At 41.8% G+C, this 20190-nt stretch carries 18 protein-coding genes; 9 read left to right on the top strand and 9 right to left on the bottom strand.

The window, feature by feature from the left end; all coding sequences use genetic code 11:
- Positions 1-106 precede the first annotated feature (106 nt).
- Complete coding sequence (locus tag C8D94_RS14865) at positions 107-1132, top strand: PorP/SprF family type IX secretion system membrane protein (RefSeq protein ID WP_115124762.1); 1026 nt, start codon at positions 107-109, stop codon at positions 1130-1132.
- A gap of 40 nt (positions 1133-1172) precedes the next feature.
- Here C8D94_RS14865 and C8D94_RS14860 read toward each other — a convergent pair whose 3' ends face one another.
- Positions 1173-2324, bottom strand: coding sequence for a VWA domain-containing protein (locus C8D94_RS14860; protein ID WP_115124761.1), 1152 nt, complete (start codon positions 2322-2324; stop codon positions 1173-1175).
- 204 nt (positions 2325-2528) lie between these two features.
- Between C8D94_RS14860 and C8D94_RS14855 the strand changes: the two genes are divergently transcribed.
- Complete coding sequence (locus C8D94_RS14855; protein ID WP_115124760.1) at positions 2529-4730, top strand: histidine kinase; 2202 nt, start codon at positions 2529-2531, stop codon at positions 4728-4730.
- Positions 4731-4739: 9 nt separating this feature from the next.
- Complete coding sequence (locus C8D94_RS14850) at positions 4740-5471, top strand: LytR/AlgR family response regulator transcription factor (RefSeq protein ID WP_115124759.1); 732 nt, start codon at positions 4740-4742, stop codon at positions 5469-5471.
- On the opposite strand, the gene murI is transcribed toward C8D94_RS14850, so the two are convergent.
- The 8 genes from murI to C8D94_RS14810 form a co-directional block, all read right to left on the bottom strand.
- Entirely contained in the window at positions 5468-6259 is a 792-nt protein-coding gene (gene murI, locus C8D94_RS14845) for a glutamate racemase (RefSeq protein ID WP_115124758.1), read from the bottom strand. The two genes, C8D94_RS14850 and murI, sit on opposite strands and share 4 nt — an antisense overlap.
- A 69-nt stretch (positions 6260-6328) precedes the next feature.
- Positions 6329-6838, bottom strand: coding sequence for an OmpH family outer membrane protein (locus C8D94_RS14840; RefSeq protein WP_115124757.1), 510 nt, complete (start codon positions 6836-6838; stop codon positions 6329-6331).
- Between the two features lie 45 nt (positions 6839-6883).
- On the bottom strand, positions 6884-7753 hold the full coding sequence (locus C8D94_RS14835; RefSeq protein WP_115124766.1) for an OmpH family outer membrane protein: 870 nt from the start codon (positions 7751-7753) through the stop codon (positions 6884-6886).
- 37 nt (positions 7754-7790) lie between these two features.
- The gene (locus C8D94_RS14830) at positions 7791-10397 is read right to left on the bottom strand and encodes a BamA/OMP85 family outer membrane protein (RefSeq protein WP_394340217.1); all 2607 of its coding nucleotides are present in this window, start codon (positions 10395-10397) and stop codon (positions 7791-7793) included.
- On the bottom strand, positions 10366-11109 hold the full coding sequence (locus tag C8D94_RS14825; protein WP_115124765.1) for an isoprenyl transferase: 744 nt from the start codon (positions 11107-11109) through the stop codon (positions 10366-10368). The genes C8D94_RS14830 and C8D94_RS14825 overlap by 32 nt, the downstream gene beginning before the upstream one ends.
- A 1-nt stretch (position 11110) precedes the next feature.
- Positions 11111-11806, bottom strand: coding sequence for a type IX secretion system protein PorG (gene porG / locus C8D94_RS14820; RefSeq protein WP_115124755.1), 696 nt, complete (start codon positions 11804-11806; stop codon positions 11111-11113).
- A 93-nt stretch (positions 11807-11899) separates the two neighbouring features.
- On the bottom strand, positions 11900-12790 hold the full coding sequence (locus C8D94_RS14815) for an NAD kinase (protein ID WP_115124754.1): 891 nt from the start codon (positions 12788-12790) through the stop codon (positions 11900-11902).
- A gap of 2 nt (positions 12791-12792) precedes the next feature.
- Positions 12793-13449, bottom strand: a complete 657-nt coding sequence (locus tag C8D94_RS14810; RefSeq protein WP_115124753.1) for a CBS domain-containing protein — start codon at positions 13447-13449, stop codon at positions 12793-12795.
- Positions 13450-13535: 86 nt separating this feature from the next.
- Here C8D94_RS14810 and C8D94_RS14805 point away from each other — a divergent pair, with 86 nt between their 5' ends.
- The 6 genes from C8D94_RS14805 to clpP all read left to right on the top strand — a co-directional run bounded on the left by C8D94_RS14805 (position 13536) and on the right by clpP (position 20177).
- The gene (locus C8D94_RS14805) at positions 13536-14249 is read left to right on the top strand and encodes a pyridoxine 5'-phosphate synthase (protein ID WP_115124752.1); all 714 of its coding nucleotides are present in this window, start codon (positions 13536-13538) and stop codon (positions 14247-14249) included.
- Positions 14246-15007 carry an alpha/beta fold hydrolase gene (locus tag C8D94_RS14800; protein WP_211308926.1) on the top strand — a complete coding sequence of 254 codons (762 nt, stop codon included), beginning with the start codon at positions 14246-14248 and terminating at the stop codon, positions 15005-15007. Before C8D94_RS14805 ends, C8D94_RS14800 begins: the two co-directional genes overlap by 4 nt.
- 120 nt (positions 15008-15127) lie before the next feature.
- Entirely contained in the window at positions 15128-16378 is a 1251-nt protein-coding gene (locus tag C8D94_RS14795; protein ID WP_115124751.1) for an OmpP1/FadL family transporter, read from the top strand.
- An 18-nt stretch (positions 16379-16396) separates the two neighbouring features.
- Positions 16397-17917, top strand: coding sequence for an SGNH/GDSL hydrolase family protein (locus C8D94_RS14790; protein WP_115124750.1), 1521 nt, complete (start codon positions 16397-16399; stop codon positions 17915-17917).
- 180 nt (positions 17918-18097) lie between these two features.
- Positions 18098-19420, top strand: coding sequence for a trigger factor (gene tig / locus C8D94_RS14785; RefSeq protein ID WP_115124749.1), 1323 nt, complete (start codon positions 18098-18100; stop codon positions 19418-19420).
- Positions 19421-19505: 85 nt separating this feature from the next.
- A complete protein-coding gene (clpP, locus tag C8D94_RS14780; protein ID WP_115124763.1) occupies positions 19506-20177 on the top strand; it encodes an ATP-dependent Clp endopeptidase proteolytic subunit ClpP in 672 nt (223 codons plus the stop codon).
- Positions 20178-20190 lie beyond the last annotated feature (13 nt).

Below are 20190 nucleotides of genomic sequence, written 5' to 3'. Positions count from 1 at the left end.
ACCCGATGCCATCGAGCGATTACTGGTTCGTGGTGGAGTACACCGAGGACGGTACACAAAAGGAATTTAGAGGGCACTTTACCCTAAAACGATAGCTATTAAAATTATGAAGTTTAAAAAAACTTACCTACTACTTGCACTGCTTACATCCCCATTCTTATTTGCTCAAGATGGGATACCTGTTTATTCAGATTATTTTGCAGATAACTTATATCTATTGCATCCCTCAATGGCCGGTGCGGCAGACTATAGTAAATTAAGATTGACAGCCAGACAACAATGGTTTGACCAAGACGATGCTCCAAATATCCAAACATTAAGTTTTAATACTAGGTTAGGCGAGAAATCTGGTATAGGAGCTATTATTTTTAATGATAAAAATGGTTTCCATTCGCAAACTGGGGGATACTTAACGTATGCTCACCACATTAAACTTGGAAGAGGAAGTGGTGATCTAAACCAGGTTTCATTTGGTTTGAGCGCAGGACTTATTCAATCGAAATTGGACGAGACGCAATTTGACCCAAATGATTTTGACCCTATCATTGCTGGGATTGTACAAAGTAGTTCTTATTTAAATGTAGATACGGGTGCATCATATAACGTGGGTTATTTTTCGGCACACGTTACGGTAAAGAACCTACTTTTCAGAAATAGAAGATTGAATTCAGAAGAGTTTGAACCCAACAACCAGCGATCTTATATAGTGGGTGCGAATTATTTCTTCATACCATCAAGAGGAAGTTGGGCTCTTGAGCCCTCATTATTGCTTCAGTGGAAAGAAAGAACTGGAGAGCAGGTTATTGATATTAATGCCAAGGTTTTCAAGGAACTCGATTTTGCCAGAGTTTGGGGAGGAATTTCCTATAGAAGAAGCTTTGACGGCGCAGAATTCCTAGATGGTCAAGAAATTCAAGATCAAAATCTGCAGTATATCACTCCTGTACTAGGGATTAATTATAAGAAATTTCTTTTTGCTTATACCTATTCTTACCAAACAGGAACCGTACGCTTTGATGCTGGAGGGTTTCACCAGATTACCTTGGGGTACAGTATTTTTGATGGTAGGGTTGGTAGATCCTGGAACCAGGATATGCGCTACAATGGTATGTTAAGACCGAGAGGTAGATAAGATAGAAATATAAAAGCCCCAACTGGGGCTTTTTTTAGTGCTAGTTCCAAGTGTAGTTTTTTTCTTTGGCCTGCCTTTTAATGGCTTTGAGCATGACACTCTCAAGTGGATTGGTGGCTTTTTCTTTTGTGGTGTCTATATAGGCTTTTCGCTTCTTATTGTATAGGGCAATTTCTTCTTTTATCTGGTTTCTTTCTTGCTTCATTTTTTCGATATATGCTTTTAATTCAGACATTGATTTACCACGGAGTGATTCAGGGAGATCTTCTTCTTCAATCTTTTCATAGCTAAAATCCTCTTCAGCTTCTGCATCTACGAGATCCCATGATGTATTTTTGTATAGGTGGGAGCTTTTTGATATCGTCCTGCTAACCGCATTTGCCTTTCCGTAGCCTTGTGCGTTCTTGTCCTGTTCCTTTTGCAACTGTACTCTCTTTCTCCCTCCTCGCCCGTACGGGACGTAGGTAGCGTTTAGCTTAACATTGAGTTGCAAGATAATATCATCGTATGGAGAGGCGATATGTACCGTATGCTGATTATGGTCTATAGCCATATACTCCCCTTTGCCCAAGATGGCCCCTTCTTTCCAACTAGAGCGTACACCGTGGTTATAGTCACCACAAAAAATCGTGTTTACTACGATGTCTTTTTCCTTGGCATCTGCTATAGCATCTTTAAAATATGTTTTTCCCTGTGTGAAGGGTTCGTTTCCGGCAATAAACACCATTTTAAGATCGTCAGGATTGGTGCCCCAGTCCAATTCGTTTGTAGATGCTTTTATGACGGTTCCGCAGTATTCACTACCCCCGTTAGTGGTTAGGGAAAATAATTTTTCTGAAACAGTATCCAAATCGTCCGTAAAAGAAATTACTTTTCTGAGATATCCCTTGGCCTCACTAAGCCCATCGTTACCATATTCGTACAGGGCAATTTGTAGGTTAGGACGTTCGCTTTGGCATTTTGCGTGGGACAGTTCGTTTACGATTTCCCAGAGCTGGGCCTTGGTTTGGTCTATAAGCCCATCCATACTATTACTGGTGTCCAGCAAGAGGGCTACTTTAATGTACTGTTGTCCTGTTTCGGTAAGGGTTTCCTTTGGAGTGGTTTCTGAAATGTTTTTTTCAGAATTAGCGTTACATGCCAGAGTGGCAAAAGTAAACATCAAGACTGTAATTTTTTTGATAGCTTTCATAGTCGTAATCTTTATAATTTGGGTTAAACCTACAAGGATCTTTTTTTCAGAAAAAACTAAAATGAGCCAAGCTGCGTTATGAATGAGGGAAACGTAGTGGTATTTTAGCTACGGCACTATTTCAGGTCTTGAATTACATTTTTTGAACAAACGGCTGTTTTTTCAACTGGGTTACAATACGTATGTTTACACTTTCAATATTTTATGAGATATACCTTTTTAATATTGGCACTTTTCTTCGGCTTGTTTGCCACTTCGGCTCAGGTTCGAAAAAAATCTGCACGTTCATTTGTCCTCAAGGGTATCGTGGTTGAAGATGATACCAACAAACCCATTGCAAAGGTAAACGTGGAGACCGATGATGGTGAATACACCACTACCAATGCGGGCGGTCAATTTTCAATTTCAGCAGAAATAGGAGACGAGCTTACCATAAAGAGCGACGCCTTTAAAACCGTATACTATACCATAAAGGACGAGCAGGACATTACGGTTAGGGTGCAAAAGGCCGAGGAGGAGCCGTATCCTGTAACCACTGCTAAGGATAGAAGCACCTCCAACAGTACGCTTTTTAAAACCTATATAGATTCTGCAAATTACTTTTTGAAGACCGATGCCGCAAAGAGTATAGGTTATGTTACCAAGGCCTTACAACCGTTTGGGGGAACTTCGGCCAGTAAGGAACAAACTGCCATCGCTTTTGAGACCCTTGGAGATATTAACATTCATTGGGGGCAACCCGATCTGGCGATTGATAATTTTAAGCGAAGCATTTCAGAGAAGAACACCATAGATAGACGTATTAAACTTGCAAAGGCCTTTATGCGCAACCGCAATTACCAAGAGAGTATCTCGGCATATAAGGAGCTCCTTGATTCAAAACTGGGGAATTACCAAAAAGTAGTGGTGTACGAAGGTCTGGGAGATAACTATAAGGCTACCAATGATGCCCCGAATAGCGTGGCCAACTACCAGAAAGGCTTGAGCGTGGCACAAAAACATTTGATTACACCAAAAATTACCGATCTCAATTCGAAGATCGCTGAAGCTTATTCTGAGAGTGGGGCGGTAGCAGAAGCTACGCAGTATTTCGATAATTCGCTAACCCTCGCAAAAAAGGAAAATCCAAAACGGGCTGTTGAGGAAAAAAATAAAGTAGCCGATTTTTACAACAGAAACCAAAATTTTGATGAAGAGATACGGTTGCGTTCCGAAACATTGGACGAACTGGAAGATATTGAGACCGATACGATAGCTACAAATAGCAAAGAAAGCTCTCCACTTACCCCGCAGCGGCAAAACTATTATATTGCGAACGCTTACATAGCCCAGGATAAATACAATGAAGCTATACCGTATTTGGAACGTAGTATAAACGAGGCCGAAGCAAATAACGATCTTGTGGTAGAAAAAGATGCCACCCGTAAGCTTTCTGAAGTATATAAAGGGATAGGCGATTTTGGAAAAGCGGCCGAAAATTACGAACGTTACGTTGCTGTTGTGGATGAGTTGTATATAAAAAAGGAGCAGGAATTGTCGCAGGCTACAAGATTCAACAAAGAAATTGCATTAAAGCAAAACCGAATTACCAGTCTCGAGAACGAACGCGAACTCAACGAGAGCCGGTATAAACTCGCTTTCGAGAACCAAGAACTCATCCAAAAGAACAACAAGGTGCAGCAATGGGTCATTGGCTCGTTGGTCTTGGTGGCGATGTTATTGTTATTCGCTGCCTATACCCAATACAAAAGTGTGAAGCAGCAACGATTTGCCAACAATGCCTTGGCGTTAAAATCGTTACGAACACAAATGAATCCGCACTTTATTTTCAATGCATTGAATTCGGTGAATAGTTTTATTGCTATGAGTGACGAACGCGCTGCAAATAAGTATTTGAGTGAATTTTCACAGTTGATGCGCAACGTGCTTGAAAATAGCGACGAGGATTTTATTCCCCTTAGCAAAGAGATTGAGTTACTGGAACTGTATGTGAAGTTGGAACATTTCCGCTTTAAGGACAAATTTGATCATGAAATTACGGTAGACGAAAACCTAAAAATTTCAGAATTTGTAATCCCGCCCATGCTGCTGCAGCCGTATGTAGAGAATGCCGTATGGCACGGGCTGCGCTACAAGGAAGAAAAAGGACATTTGAGCATAGATTTTAAACAAACAGATACTGAAACAGTGACCATAACCATTACCGATGACGGGATAGGCCGAAAAAAATCGAAAGCCCTAAAGACCGAGAACCAGAAGAAACAAAAAAGCAAGGGAATGGGGAACATACAAAGGCGTATTTCCATCTTGAATGAAATGTACAAGGACAAGGTTGATGTGGCAGTACAAAATGTTTTTGATAATGAAGAAGGAACCAAAGTAGTGCTAACCCTGAAAAAAGATTAAAACAATAGTATGAATTTACGTACCCTACTTGTTGAAGATGAAGAGACCAGCCGGGAAATCCTGAAGAATTACTTGGCAAAATACTGCCCAAAAGTTGAAGTAGTGGGCGAGGCCGCTAATGTGGATGAAGCCTTGGTGCTTATACGCAACAATGAACTGGACTTGGTTTTCCTGGATGTAGAGATGCCCTATGGCAACGCCTTCGATCTTTTGGACAAGGTGGGGGACCGTGCCTTCGAGACTGTTTTTGTGACTGCTTATAACCATTATGCCATAGATGCGCTAAATGCCCATGCATCCTATTATTTGCTTAAACCGGTAGATATTGATAAACTTATAGACGCTGTAGATTACGTGCACGAGATAAAAATCAAGGAAAATGCCCTGGAGAATACAGTACTCACGCCTAAGGCCTCCCAAGTGACCGGAAAAATCACCATTCCTGTACAAAATGGTTTTGAGGTGCTTACCGTGGCAGATATCCTGTACTGCCAAGCAGACGATAACTATACCCACATTTACATAGGCGATAAAAAGAAACTGGTAAGCAAGACCCTAAAGTATTTCGAGGAATTGCTCAAAGAAAATGGCTTTGCCCGCGTACACAAAAGTTACTTGGTAAACGTAAATGCCATTACTGAATATAAAAAAGGAAAAGGTGGTAGCGTGGTACTTTCCACAGGTAAGGAGATTATGGTAAGTCCCTCGAAGAAGAAGGATTTGTTGGCCTTTTTTAGTTAAAATTCTTTTTGCTGGATAGAAATGTTCTTGGAATACGCTTTCAATAAAAACGTGAGCGTATCAATTTCGGTATTGGTATAGAATTGTAGTGAGGGTTGTTTGTTCTCTTCTGAAAGCAACTCTATCTTTTCTAAGGTTTTTTTGGTTTGCTTGGCTACGGCCTCACCAGAGTCTATTATCGTTACGGTTGGTGGGAGTATTTTTTTCAAGTTTGGGATAAGGTACGGGTAGTGGCTACAGCCCAAGACCAGATAGTCTATGTTTGCAGCTAGCATAGGTGCAGTGTAGTTGGTTAATAACTCTTTCAGTTCCTGGCTCTCTAAGGCTCCTTTTTCAATTAAGGGAACCAATCCTTCACCTACAATTTCTATAACCGATATGTCCTTTGTAAAAGCTTCAGACGTTTTATGGAACAGTGCGCTGCTCAAGGTTCCTTTGGTGGCTAAAATCCCTATACTTTTGGATTGTGTTTGTAGGGCGGCAGGTTTAATGGCTGGCTCTATCCCAATAATGGGAACTTCGTAATTTTTGCGTAAAATATCTACCGCATTTGTAGTAGCGGTGTTACATGCCACTACAATAATCTTGCAGCCTAACGATATTAGTTTTTCGGTGTTTTTTATGCTCAGGCTCACGATCTCGGCTTCGGATCGGTTGCCGTAGGGGGCGTTGGCACTATCAGCCAAGTAAATAGTGTTTTCGTTGGGTAGCAATTGGTGGATTTCCTTCCAAATGGAAGTCCCTCCAACACCAGAATCGAAAATGCCTATGGGAGCCGTTTTTTTCATTATGCTAAAGATACCAAAACAAAAAAGCCCGCCACAGGGCGAGCTTTAAAAAATTTGTTCAAGGAAAGATTAAATTCCCAATTCTTTTTTAACATCTGCAAGAAGGTCTTTACCGTCTGCCAAAAGTAATCCTCCTCCTGGTGTAGAGTCGTATACATACTGGATACCTTGTGCACGAGCTACTTTTTGGATAGCTTGACGTGCTTTGTCAAGAATAGGTTGCAAGATGTCTACTTCTTTTTTCTGAAGGTCCTGCATAGCCTGCTGGTTGAACGCCTGGATATTTTGTTGCATACCCTGAACTTGTTCTACACGCTTTGCGTTCTCTTCGTCCGTTTTTGTTGCCGCTTCGGCATCAAATTGTTTTGCTTTTGTTTCAAGCTCTTTGTACATATCCTTCAACTGTGTGTCGTAGGTTTTTTTCAGCTTTTCCAGTTGGCTCTGGGCCGCTTTCATTTCTGGCATAGCTTCTACCAACTCTTGGGTGTTAATGTGAGCGATAGTGCTCTGTGCCTGTGTAAGGCTTGTAGTACCAACAAATAGTACGATTGCAATTGCTATTAATTTTAAGTGTTTCATTGTTTCTAAATTTAATTAAGTGTTATTATAGATTGTGGGTTTTTGTTATTTACCTCCGTTGCCTTCGCCTTCGCCTTCACCTTCACCGTTGTTCTCGGTTCCGGTTGGGGGAGCGGATGTGCCTCCGTTTCTGGCATTTTTAATGGAATCCTGTCTACGTTTCCTTACCTGTAGTAGGCTGTCACGCTTTCTTTGGAACGCTTCTCTTTTTACTTGGCGAATAGAGTCTCTAACTCTCTTTCGTTCCAGCATAGCCGCCTCACGTTCGCTCTTTTTGTTCTCTATTGCCTCTTCCCGCTGGGTCACTGCTTTTTCTTCCTCCTCGTTAAGGCTCTCGCGTTTTTCCAGCTCTCTTTTCTCTTTACGGGTGGTTACCTCTTTACGCTTGTTGGAGCGGTTAATGCTTCGGAGTACGTTTTCACTAATATCATTTCGTTTTGCTGCAAAGAGCATTACTACGTCTGCAGATTTGTCAAAAATGAAATCGTATTTTTTTGCTTCGGCTATTTCTTGTACAATGTTAAACACTTGGTCTTGGATGGGCTGTACCAACTGCCTGCGTTGTATCACCAAGTCTCCATTGGGGCCAAAACGATCCTGCTGGTACTTTATCATTTCATCTTCAAGGATCTTTATCTCTTCTTCACGTTCTTCAATAAGTTCTTTAGTAAGAAGGACGCGTTCATTTGCAAGATTGAGCTTCATTTGGTCAATCTCCTTGTTCATTTTTTCAATGTCTGCTTTCCAACGCTGTACTTTACCGTCCAGCTGTGTGGCAGCTTCTTGATATTCTGGAACACTCTCAAGAATGTATTCCATATCAATGTAGCCTATGCGCACCCCTCGTTGTGCTTGCGCGGCAAAAGAGATGCTTAAAAAAGCCAAAGAGATTGAAAGTAATTTTAGTGTTTTCATAACTGTTGGTTGTTGTTTAAGAAAATATCGTGCCAATTTAAAATTGCTGTCCAATTATAAAGTGTGTTTCTAACCCATTAGGGCCGTTACCGCCTAAAATTGGGTCAAATCCGTATCCAAAATCTATCCCCAATAAACCAAATGCGGGCATAAATATACGTAATCCTGCGCCAGCAGACCTACTAATGCTGAATGGATTATAGTCCCTAAATCCATCGTAAGCCGCTCCGCCCTCTACAAAACCTAGCACATATATAGATGCTGCTTGCTTTAAGGTGATAGGATACCGTACTTCTAACGAAAATTTATTGTAAATGGTATTTCCGTCGTTATCTGAAAGTGATTGGTTGGGATATCCTCGTAACTGTATTACTTCACGACCATCCAGACTAAAGGCTCCAAGACCATCTCCCCCTACGAAGAAACGCTCAAAAGGTGGGATGCCACGATCGTTATTATAGGCTCCCAAGAAACCGAACTCTGTCTTGGTCCTCAAGACCAGTTTGTCTACAAGGGTAGTATACCAATCTCCGGAGAATTTTATTTTATAGTATTCCAGCCAATTGAAACGCTCTTGATCTATTTCGGCGATTCGTTCTCTAGCGTCTACATCTGAAGGGTTATTAGCTAAGAAATCCTCTAGGCCATCGCGTTCGTCCCTAAGGTCGTCATAATCCACACCGTTGAACGCTGAATACGGAAATGTAAGTTTAGCCGATAAACTAAAGGAAGATCCTTGTGTAGGATATATTGGGTTTGTTGCCGTATTGTTTCGACTCAAGCCTATGGTGTACGCCAAGTTGTTGGAGTATCCATCTCCAAAGGTGAACAATCCCGTGTTATAGTTTTTCAGGTTATAGTGCTGAAAGCTTACGGCTTGTGAAAGCTGGAAATAATCGTCCGGCCATTGTAATCTCTTTGCCAATCCAACAGAACCTCCAGTAATAAGAAAACGGCGATCCTTGTCCACTTCGCGTGTTTGGAAATTGTACAAATACTGAATAGTATGCGAAAAAGATGTACTTAACTGAATGGGTTTTTTGCCGCCCAACCAAGGTTCGGTAAGCGAGAGGCTGTATGTTTGGTAAAAGCTACTCGCCTGTGCCCTAAGTGCCAATTTTTGACCGTCACCCATAGGCAAGGGCTTGTAGGCCTCTTTGTTGAAAATATTGCGTAAGGAGAAATTGTTGAAGGACAATCCTAGAGTCCCTACAAAGCCACCGCCGCCATAACCACCTTGAAGTTCTATCTGGCTAGACCCTCTTTCAACAACGCTGTATTCTAGGTCTACAAGACCATTGTTCTCGTCTACAAACTTGAAATTGGGAGACAGTTGCTCTGCATCAAAATACCCTAGTTGCCCCAGTTCACGAATCGTTCTTACAACATTTCGCTTGCTGTATTTTTGTCCAGGACGGGTACGTAGCTCACGGTATATTACGTGGTCGTTCGTTTTATCGTTACCTACAACGGTGATATGGTCAAAATAAAACTCGTTTCTTTCAATAATCCGTATTTCAAAATCTATGGTGTCCTGTCTCACGGCAACCTCTACGGGGTTGATGTTTACGGCGAGGTATCCATTGTTCTGGTATAGGTTGGTAAGGTCGTTTGCGTCAGGGTCAGAATCGTCAGCAATGCGTTCTTGCAGTAAGATGCCATTATAGGGCTCTCCTCTTTCTATACCTAATAACTGGCGCAATTGTCCATCGGTATATTTACTGTTTCCAATAAAACGAATGTCACCAAAGTAGTAGCGTTTCCCTTCTTCAATATTGAGCGTGAGGTCTATATCGTCATTTTCATTTAGAGCCAATGTGTCACTAACAATTCGTGCATCACGGTATCCATTGGATTTATATTTTTTTATGATGTTCGCTTTATCTTCTGCAAAAAATTCATCGGTATACTTAGACATTTTCCAAAAACGAAGAAAGTTTCGGCGCTTTACTTTTTTCATGGCCCTGCGCAGTTTACCGTTGCTCAATGCTTCGTTGCCTTCAAACGTAATACTGGAAACCTTTACACGGTCGTTCTTATCGATATTTATGAGCATATTCTGGCCCACTTCAACACCAAGGGTATCTATATAGGGTGTTGTACTAATAGTTACTTGGGTGTTGTAGAAACCGTCTTCTTTAAACTTGTCTTTAATATAATTTTTTGTAGTGGTAAGTAGGTTCTTGGTTATTTTTTTTCCGGCAACCAGATCGTTATCCTTAATGATATCTTTCTTCTGTCCTTTTCTGATTCCTTGTATGGTTACTTCATTTAGCTTTGGTAGCTCCACGATGTAAAGTTCAAGATCTACCAAGTCGCCCTCGATATTGGTAACATAAAATGCAATATCGCTAAAGAGGTTTTGGTCCCATAATTTTTTGGTGATGGAACTTAAGCGTTCGCCTGGAATATAGAGGCGATCACCTTCTTTTAGCCCGGTAAAAGCAATAACGGTTTGCTCGTTAAAGCTTTGGTTCCCGGTTACCTTTATGCTGTTAAGGGTGAGCTTTCTGCCGCTGTCAAGGGCTTTTTGCTGTGCGTTGAGGCTGCCCAGCCATAGTGTTGCTACTATGAGGGGCAAAATAAACTTTTTGTATGTGCGCAATAATTGATTATTGTTCAAGCTGTTCACTGGTCTTTCCAAATCTTCTTTCTCTATTTTGATAATTTAATATTGCTTCAAAAAGATGGTTTTTTCTATAATCTGGCCAAAGGGTCTCTGTAAAGAACAATTCAGCATACGCAATTTGCCATAATAGGAAATTGCTGATACGTTGTTCACCGCTGGTGCGTATCAACAAATCCACGTCTGGCAGGTCGCGGGTGTAAAGATGATTGTTTATAGTTGCCTCATCAATTTCAGACGGCGAAATTAGGTTATTTTTAACTTTATGACTAATCTCTTGGATGGTTTTTACAATTTCTTGTCTGGAACCGTAACTAAGTGCCAGCGTGAGGGTCATGTGCTGGTTGTTCTTGGTTTTTTCTATTACATCCAACAATTCGGTTCGGGCTTTTTTTGGCAATGCGTCCAGATTGCCAATTGCGTTGAGACGAATTTTGTTCTTGGTCAAGGTCTCTATCTCTTTCTTTAAAGAGGACACCAATAGTTTCATCAGGGTTTCTACTTCTAGTTTGGGACGGTTCCAATTTTCAGTAGAAAAAGCATAGAGGGTAAGGTATTCTATTTTAAGCTCTGCACAACATTCCACGATTTCACGAACTGCCTTGGTGCCATTTTCGTGGCCAATGGTCCTAAAGAGCCCCTGCTTTTTAGCCCAACGACCATTCCCATCCATGATCACGGCTATATGCCGTGGGAGTTTGTCGTGGTCTATTTGTGCTTTTAAATCCATATTAAAAATTGCAATAGCAAGGTTTCCTTCCAAAGGTAAATGTTAGGGTGAGCCCGGTAAATACATACCAATCGTCACTGTTCACATTCCCGAATTTCAAGCTTTCAACATCTGCTAGATCCTTCACTGGGTTACTTCCATCGAGGTCGTCCGTAAAGGTGTAGCGGGCTCCTATTTCCAGTCCCAGTACCAGTTTTGTACCTACGGTGGTCTTATATCCTACCACCATGGGAATAGCAAATGTACCGGCCGAATCATACTCGGTAATCACACTGCTACCAGATCTTTTCCATAGGGCGTTGTAATTAAAAAATGTTAACCCTGTATATAAATACGGGGCCGAAACAGGTTGTCCACGGTACATGTTGAATTCCCAAAAAGTATATTCTATTCCCAATGAAAATTCTGTAATCGTGTTTTTAAAGCTATATCCGCGTTCCTGCCTCCTGGATTCGTTGGACTCCAGGTCGTCCCCATTAATTCCTGCTACCAATACGGAAGCCCTAAAGGCGTGCCTGGCACTTCTGTTCCATTTAAAAACGCCTCCCACCACGACATCGTTTGGTGAGATATAACTGGTTTTTCCTATGTCCCCTATATAATTGGCTCCCCCTATAAAGCCGCCCACTTCATACGTTTGGGCCTTTATTGAAATTGCACTCATTACCACTATTACAACGGTCGCGAAATACTTCATATACCTTAAAAAGTTTGCAAATATAACAATAAACTCCGCTCTACCATACGGGAAGCGGAATTGTCTCAGTGCATGAACAAATTTTAAAGGTTTTTATTGTTTCAAATTTCGCTTGTCCTCGCCCCATAATAACTTTTTTCGGAGTGTTTTTATAAAACTGTCCTCCAACAGCTGCACGAGTTTGATGGTAAATGGTGCTTTCTGTACAGTAAGACGAGTGTTATTTGTGAATGTTGCAATGCGGGAGTCCAAAGACACCAAATACGATTTTTCACGGCCTGAAACTTGTAAGGTTATCTTGCTGGAATCTGGTAGTACCAAAGGTCTGGCGCTTAGGTTATGGGGTGCTATGGGGGTGATTACTAGACTTTTGCTGCTGGGTTCTATCACGGGGCCACCACAGCTTAACGAATACCCTGTAGACCCTGTTGGGGTAGAGAGAATAAGACCGTCACTCCAGTAGGAGGTTAGGTATTTGTCGTCTACCTCGGTATCTACCTTTATCATGGAGGTGGTATTCTTGCGGTTTATCGCTACTTCGTTAAGGGCAAAATTCAAATTTGAAAGTTCAGGGTTGTGGGGTTCTGAGGTGAGTTGCAATAGGCTCCTTTCAGAGATTGAATATTCTCCCTGCAATATCTGGTTAATGCTCTTGGCTATGTCCTCTTTTTGGATGGTGGCCAAAAAACCCAACCTCCCTGTATTGATGCCTACAATAGGGATGTCAAGATCCTGAACGTAGGTAATGGATTTTAAGATGGTACCATCGCCCCCAATACTGAAGAAAAAGTCGTAACTGGAATCCAGCTGGGTAAAGGTCTTAAAGTGTGACGTTGTATCCACGCCATCGTTATGGTTTATGATGTCCATAAAATCCTCCTCAATAAGGACTTCGTGTTCTTTTTTGCGGAGCGAATCCAGAATAATCTGGATATACTGCTCGGAGTTTTTATGGTAAAACTGTCCGTAAATGCCTATCTTCATCGCTATATGTTTAAATATTTGTCAAGATAGTCGGACCGTTCCTTGAGGTCCTCCATAAATTTATCCTCTTCATGGTTGCTTACAACAGTGTAACCATATCTTCTGAAGGTTTGCACAATGGCATTCATTCCTTGGTGCCCTATCTTTAGTGTGATTTGCACCGTGTTCGAGTCACTTTTCGATATAAACGTACCGTAGATCTTAGCGTCGTTCGTTTCAACTATTTGCGAAATCTCGCTAAAAGAGTAGTCTTTTGTACCCTTTTCAACCACAATTATCCCTCCTGCCTCGCTCAAGAATGGGGTGTCGTTAAAGCAGTGCATAATATCGTTAAGCTCGTAGTAGCCAAGGTATTTTTCCTTGTCGTCCAGCACAGGCATTATGTTACTGTTGTGCAAGGCAAACGCCTCTAGGATATCGAGCCAGTGGGTTTCCTTTCTCACACAAAAAGGTTCCAGGGCATATTGGTGCTCTGAAACAGTTTTACCGCTCTCAAAGCAATGTGCATCGGTTTCAGAAAGACACCCCAAAAACGCTCCATCTTTTTCAATAATAAGATGGGAGTAGGTAAGCTGGTTAAAGGTTTCCTGTATGGCTTTTATACTGGCCGAAACAGGAAATGGTTCAACATCGTTTATAATATAGTGCTGTGTGTTCAAAACAATTTATTTTTTATGCAAATTACTCAAAATATGCCTTTAAAACCGAAAGGCAACTTTGTATTTTTGCTGTAATATAAAAATATATGACAAAATTAAGCGTAAACATCAATAAAATAGCCACATTGCGTAATGCTCGCGGCGGAAATATGCCCAACGTGGTGCAGGTGGCCAAGGATGCCGAAAAATTTGGCGCACAAGGTATTACCATACACCCCAGACCGGACGAACGGCACATTAGATACCAAGATGCGCACGATTTAAAACAAATAGTTGCGACCGAATATAACATTGAAGGCAACCCCATAGACAAATTTTTGGAGCTAGTGCTGGAGCTGAAACCCACCCAAGCCACCTTGGTGCCAGATGCTGTAGATGCCATAACCTCCAATGCGGGTTGGGATACCGTAAAGCACGAAGGATATTTAAAGGAAATTATTTCTGAATTGAAGCGCAACGGGATACGCACCTCTATTTTTGTAGATCCCTCTTTGGAGATGATCGAGGGAGCAGCCAAGACTGGAGCCGATAGAATAGAACTCTATACTGAAGCATTTGCGCACCAGTACAGTCTTGGAAACACTACAGCTGTGCAGCCCTATGCGCAGTGTGCAACATTGGCAAATAAACTAGGGCTAGGTGTAAATGCAGGGCACGACCTTTCGTTACATAACATCCAGTTTTTTAAAGAGAATGTGCCGCACTTACTGGAGGTCTCCATTGGTCATGCACTTATCTGTGAGGCTATTTACCAAGGTCTGGAACAAGTAATCCAACACTATTTAACAAAACTGAAATGATACTGCATTCACAAATAATAGGCGAAGGTACTCCCTTTATAATTCTGCATGGATTTTTGGGCTCTGGCGATAACTGGAAAACATTGGCAAGCCAGTTTGCCGATGAGGGTTACCAAGTACATTTGGTGGACCAGCGGAACCACGGGCGCAGTTTCCATGAGAGTAATTTTGGCTACGAGCTTATGGCGGATGATGTACTGGCCTATCTACAACACCACAAGATTGAGCAATGCATCCTTTTGGGACACTCCATGGGTGGGAAAACGGCCATGCAATTTGCTGTGGACCACCCAACAATGGTCTCAAAATTATTGGTGGCAGATATAGCTCCCAAGGCATACCCGCAACACCATCAAGATATTTTAAAAGCGCTATCGTCTTTGGATTTTACTGAAATTTCCTCGCGCGGCGAGGCAGATAAAGTGCTTTCAGCATACATCCCGGAAATGGGAACACGGCAATTTTTACTGAAAAACCTTTATTGGAAAGAAAAAGGCAAACTGGGACTGCGCATCAACCTGCCCGTGCTTTCTGAAAAAGTGGACGAAGTGGGTAAGGCACTACCAAAAGATTCATTTTTTGATAGACCCACGTTGTTCTTGCGAGGTGAAAAGTCTGGATATATAGAGCAAATGGACGAGCTTCTAATTAAAAAACATTTCCCAAAGGCAGAAATAGCAACGGTTTCTAAAGCAGGTCATTGGTTGCATGCAGAAAATCCTTCCGAATTTTACCAAATTGTTACCAAATTTTTATAACATTGCAATGTTCAATTTATTATGTATGCATAATAATTGATAAATTTTCGGTATAATTACATACCTAAATTATATAATTAACAAATAGAAAAACTAAAATTTAAACAATCCCTAAAAATTATGAAGAAACTTTTACTCCTTTCTGTTTTTGCCTTGGCAACAGCAGTAACGTATGCTGGAGGGTATCGCGTGAGCCTTCAAGGAAACAAGTCCTTGGCAATGGGACACACAGGTGTTGCTATTGTAAATAGTAGCGAATCTGTATTTTTTAACCCAGCGGGTTTAGTATACCTAGAGAACAAATTGAGCATAACTGGCGGTGCCTTCGGAATATTTTCTGATGTTGCCTACCAGAACACTGAGACCGGAGCTTCGGCAATGACCGATAGCCCCTTGGGAACTCCTTTTTACCTGTACGGCTCTTACCAAGCAACAGATTGGCTGGCCTTTGGTATTGGGGTGTACACTCCCTTCGGAAGTACTGTGGAATATGAAGACGACTGGGCCGGATCTCACCTGGTGAACAATATAGACCTGGCAGCGATCTTTGTACAGCCTACTGTTTCCATTAAGTTAAGCGAGTATTTCAGTGTTGGTGGTGGTCCCATTTACGTAAGTGGTTCTGTAAACTTTAACCGAAACCTGAACCGTACATTGACAGATTTGGATGGGAACCGTTCAGAGGTGACTGTAGATGCTTCTGGAGTTTCTGAATGGGGATGGACCGTAGGGGCTATGTTCAGACCTACAGAAAAGTTGACCATTGGAGCACACTACCGTTCTGAGATTATTTTGGACGCAGAGGATGGCGATGCAGATTTTGAAAATATACCCAACTCGCCATTGACCCCTTTTGCCGATACAACTTTTGACGCATCACTACCACTCCCTGCCGAGATGACCGTAGGGCTTTCCTACCAGTTCTGCGATAAGTGGTTGTTTGCTTTCGACTTTAACCGTGCATTCTGGGATGTATACGAAAGCTTGGACCTAGATTTTGCTGATGAAAATATACCAGATTCAGTAAATCCGAGAAATTACAATAATGCCTCTACATATCGTTTTGGGTTACAATATGACGCAACAGATATGTTTACATTGAGAGCCGGTTACTACTTTGACGAATCTCCAGTGGCTGAAGGCTTCTTCTCCCCAGAGACTCCTAGAAACGATAGTAATGGGTACACTGCAGGACTTACTGTAAATGTTTCAGAAAGCTTGCAAATAGATGCTTCTTTCCTATACCTGCACTTCAATGAAGTTGATGCAACCTACGAAGGGTACACCGAAAATGGACAGGTGGCCCCGTTTGGTGGAACTTATAAGTCTAGTGCCTTTGCACCGGGATTGGGTATTACCTATAAAATGTAATTTAAAAAAATCAAGAACATGAAAAAAACAATATATATAGTATTAGGTGGCTTGCTAACCCTTGGTTTTGTAAGCTGTGAACCAGAATTTGACAACCCAGTAGATGAACCAGGTTTTTATACCACTGGAGATGCGGACATGAGCAATTTTGTAGCTGTAGGTAACTCACTAACTGCAGGATTTGCAGATGGTGCGTTATACATTACGGGACAAGAAAACTCTTACCCGAACATTATTGCACAACAGGCAGCCTTTGCCGATGGAGGAGAGTTTACGCAACCTTTAATGGCAGATAACTTAGGAGGACTCTTGCTTAATGGAGAACAAGTTGCTCAAAATAGATTTGTCCTACCGGCAGATCCAGCAACCGGAGAGCCATTAGGCCCAGTTGTGTTGGACGGAACCCCAACTACCGAGGTTACTACAAGCGAAACAGGACCGTTTAACAATATGGGAGTGCCAGGAGCCAAAAGTTTTCACTTAGTGACTCCAGGTTACAGCACCCTAAATCCATATTATGGTCGTATAGCCACAAGTAGTAGTGCTACGGTACTTGCAGATGCTGTTTCATTAAATCCATCCTTTTTTGCATTATGGATCGGTAATAACGATATCTTGAGTTATGCTACCAGCGGTGGAATAGGAGTGGACCAAACTGGAAACCTAGATCCTTCTACCTATGGAAACAATGATATTACCGACCCTAATGTATTTGCTTCCGTCTATAACGATCAAGTAAATGCATTGATGGCTGGAGCTTCTGGTGGAGTTTTGATTAATATACCAGATGTAACTTCCATTCCATTCTTTACTACGGTACCGGTACAATCCATCCCATTGGATGCTGCTACGGCTGCGGCTGTAAATGCCCAATTTGCTTTGTACAATAACCAAGTATTACCATTATTGGTGGGAGCAGGAGTCATTTCTCCGGAAGAAGCTGCATTGCGTGAAATAAACTTTACCGCTGGTGTAAACTTCCCAACAATAACTGACGATGATTTAACCGATGTTACAAACATCCTTATCTCTCAAGGAATCGATGCCGAGACTGCGGCTTTGTTAGGTCAATTACGCCAAGCGAATAACGACGACTTGGTTGTGTTAACGGCCTCTTCGGTATTGGGTGCTTTGGCAGATCCTTCAAACCCTCTTTCAGTTATTGGTGTGGCAGTACCGCTTCAAGACCAATTTGTACTTACAGGAACAGAGCAAGATAGAGTGAGTACGGCTACACAGGCCTACAATACTACTATTGTAACCTTGGCCACTGCAAACGATTTGGCTTTCGTAGATGCGCGCAGTGCCTTGGCACAAGTTGCCAATGGTGGCGTGGCGTACGATGCTGGATTGTTAACAAATGAGTTTGTGACAGGTGGAGCTTTTTCACTGGACGGTGTACACCCAACACCACGTGGATATGCCTATACAGCAAATCTAATTATTGAAGAGATAAACAGTAAGTACAATGCTACCATCCCTACAGTTAACATAGGGAACTACGGTACGATAACACTTACTAACAATGTAAGCAACTAGAACCGCTTCACTACTATTTTTAAAAACCGCATTACAATTGTGTAAGGCGGTTTTTTTGTTTGCAGGAATTTAAGGGATGCAGCTGAAATAAAGTATTGAATTTCAGTGTGGGAAATATTGTTCAATACTCTAAAAAAGCGTACTTTTGCAACCCGAAATTTATAGGATATACTAGATATTATGAACATCACGAAAAAGGAAGTAGATAAACTGAATGCAGTAGTAACTGTTGAAATTTCAAAAGACGATTATGCAGATAAGGTGCATACCATTTTGAGCAATTACCGAAAAAACGCCAATATCCCAGGTTTTAGAAAAGGTCATGTGCCTATGGGAATGGTAAAGAAACAATACGGTCAAGCAGTTTTGGTCGAGGAGGTGAACAAATTGTTGCAAGAAAATTTACATACGTTCTTAACAGAAGAAAAACTGGATGTGCTGGGCAATCCCATACCCCGTAACGAAAGCGAAATAGACTGGAACAGTGACGATTTCACCTTTGAGTTCGACCTTGGCCTTGCTCCAGAATTTGAAGTTGCCCTGCCAGGTAAAAAAGCGACCACCCACTACAAGATAGTGGCAGACGATGCGATGATAGACAATCAGGTTAAAACCATCTGTAAGCAATATGGAAAGTTGATAGCCAAGGATACTGTGGAGAAGGGCGACGAGGTTACAGGAACATTTAAAGCTGCTGAAAAAGATATAGAAAATAAAGCTACGATATCTCTGGAGGATATCAAGGGGAAAAAACAAACCACAGCATTGACCGGTGCAAAAGTAGGCGATGAGGTAGTGTTAAAGACCAAGGGATTGTTCAATGACGATCACGACAACCAAAAGTATTTAGGGGTTTCCCATGACGATGCCCACGGTTTGGATGTAGAGGTTACCTTTACGATTGAAGAAGTGAACCAACGCGAAATGGCCGAGTTGAACCAAGACTTGTTCGACAAGTTGTTTGGCGAAGGAGTGGTTACTTCAGAAGAAGAGTTGAGAGAAAAAATAAAGCAGGATGCCGAGGGGCAATTTGCACAACAGAGCGACCAAAAATTGTTGAACGATGTAGTGGAAGACCTTATTGAGAATACCAAGTTCGATCTTCCCAAAGAGTTCCTACAGCGCTGGATACAGGTCTCTGGAGAAAAACCAATGACCGAAGAAGAAGCCGCTGCAGAGTTGGAAAGAAGCGAAAAAGGATTGCGCTACCAATTGATTGAAGGAAAACTACGTGCAGACCATAAACTGCAGGTAACGTTCGACGAGCTGAAGGACTACGCCAAAAATATGATCAAGGCACAAATGGCACAGTACGGCAACACCAACCCAACCGAAGAGGAACTGGAAGGTATCTCCGCCAGAATCCTATCAAACCAAGAAGAGGTAAAACGCCTTACCGAACAGCTCAACACAAACAAGATGCTTCAGTTTTTCAAGGAAAAGGCAAAACTGAAGACCAAGGAAATTACCTACGAAAAGTTCGTAAAAGAAGCCTACGCCTAATTGAGTAAAAAATTAGGTATCTTTGAGGGCGTTGAAGGAACAGTTTCAACGCCCTTATTGTTTAAAAAAAGAATTTACAGTTTATATGAACTACGGAAAAGAATTTAAAGACTTTGCTATAAAGGATCAAGGCATTAGCAGTACGTACTACGACAAGATTTTAAGTAGTATGTACCCTGTGGGCCTTACCCCAAATATTATTGAAGAACGCCAGATGAATGCCGTTGCGATGGACGTATTCTCACGTCTTATGATGGACCGTATCATCTTTTTGGGTACCGGGATAAACGACCAGGTAGCAAACATTGTCCAAGCACAGTTGCTCTTTTTGGAAAGTACCGATGCTTCAAAGGATATCCAGATTTACATCAACTCCCCAGGAGGAAGCGTGTACGCTGGCTTGGGTATTTACGATACTATGCAATTCATAAAACCCGATGTAGCCACTATCTGTACAGGTATGGCAGCATCTATGGGAGCAGTATTGCTGTGTGCTGGAGAAAAAGGCAAGCGAAGTGGCCTTACCCACTCTAGGGTGATGATCCACCAACCACTGGGAGGCGCACAAGGGCAAGCCAGTGATATCGAGATTACAGCCCGTGAGATCATTACCCTAAAAGAAGAATTATATAAAATAATTGCCAAACATAGCGGCCAGCCATACGAGAAAGTGTATGAGGATAGCGACCGTGATTACTGGATGAAAGCAGACAAGGCAAAAGAATATGGTATGATAGACGAGATATTGTCTCGATAATCATTCCTAAAAA

This window comes from Marinirhabdus gelatinilytica, assembly GCF_003353425.1.
In the GTDB taxonomy this organism is placed as follows: Bacteria; Bacteroidota; Bacteroidia; order Flavobacteriales; family Flavobacteriaceae; genus Marinirhabdus; species Marinirhabdus gelatinilytica.
Note: the sequence above shows the minus strand (reverse complement) of the source record. Positions and strands in the feature narration are given on the sequence as shown.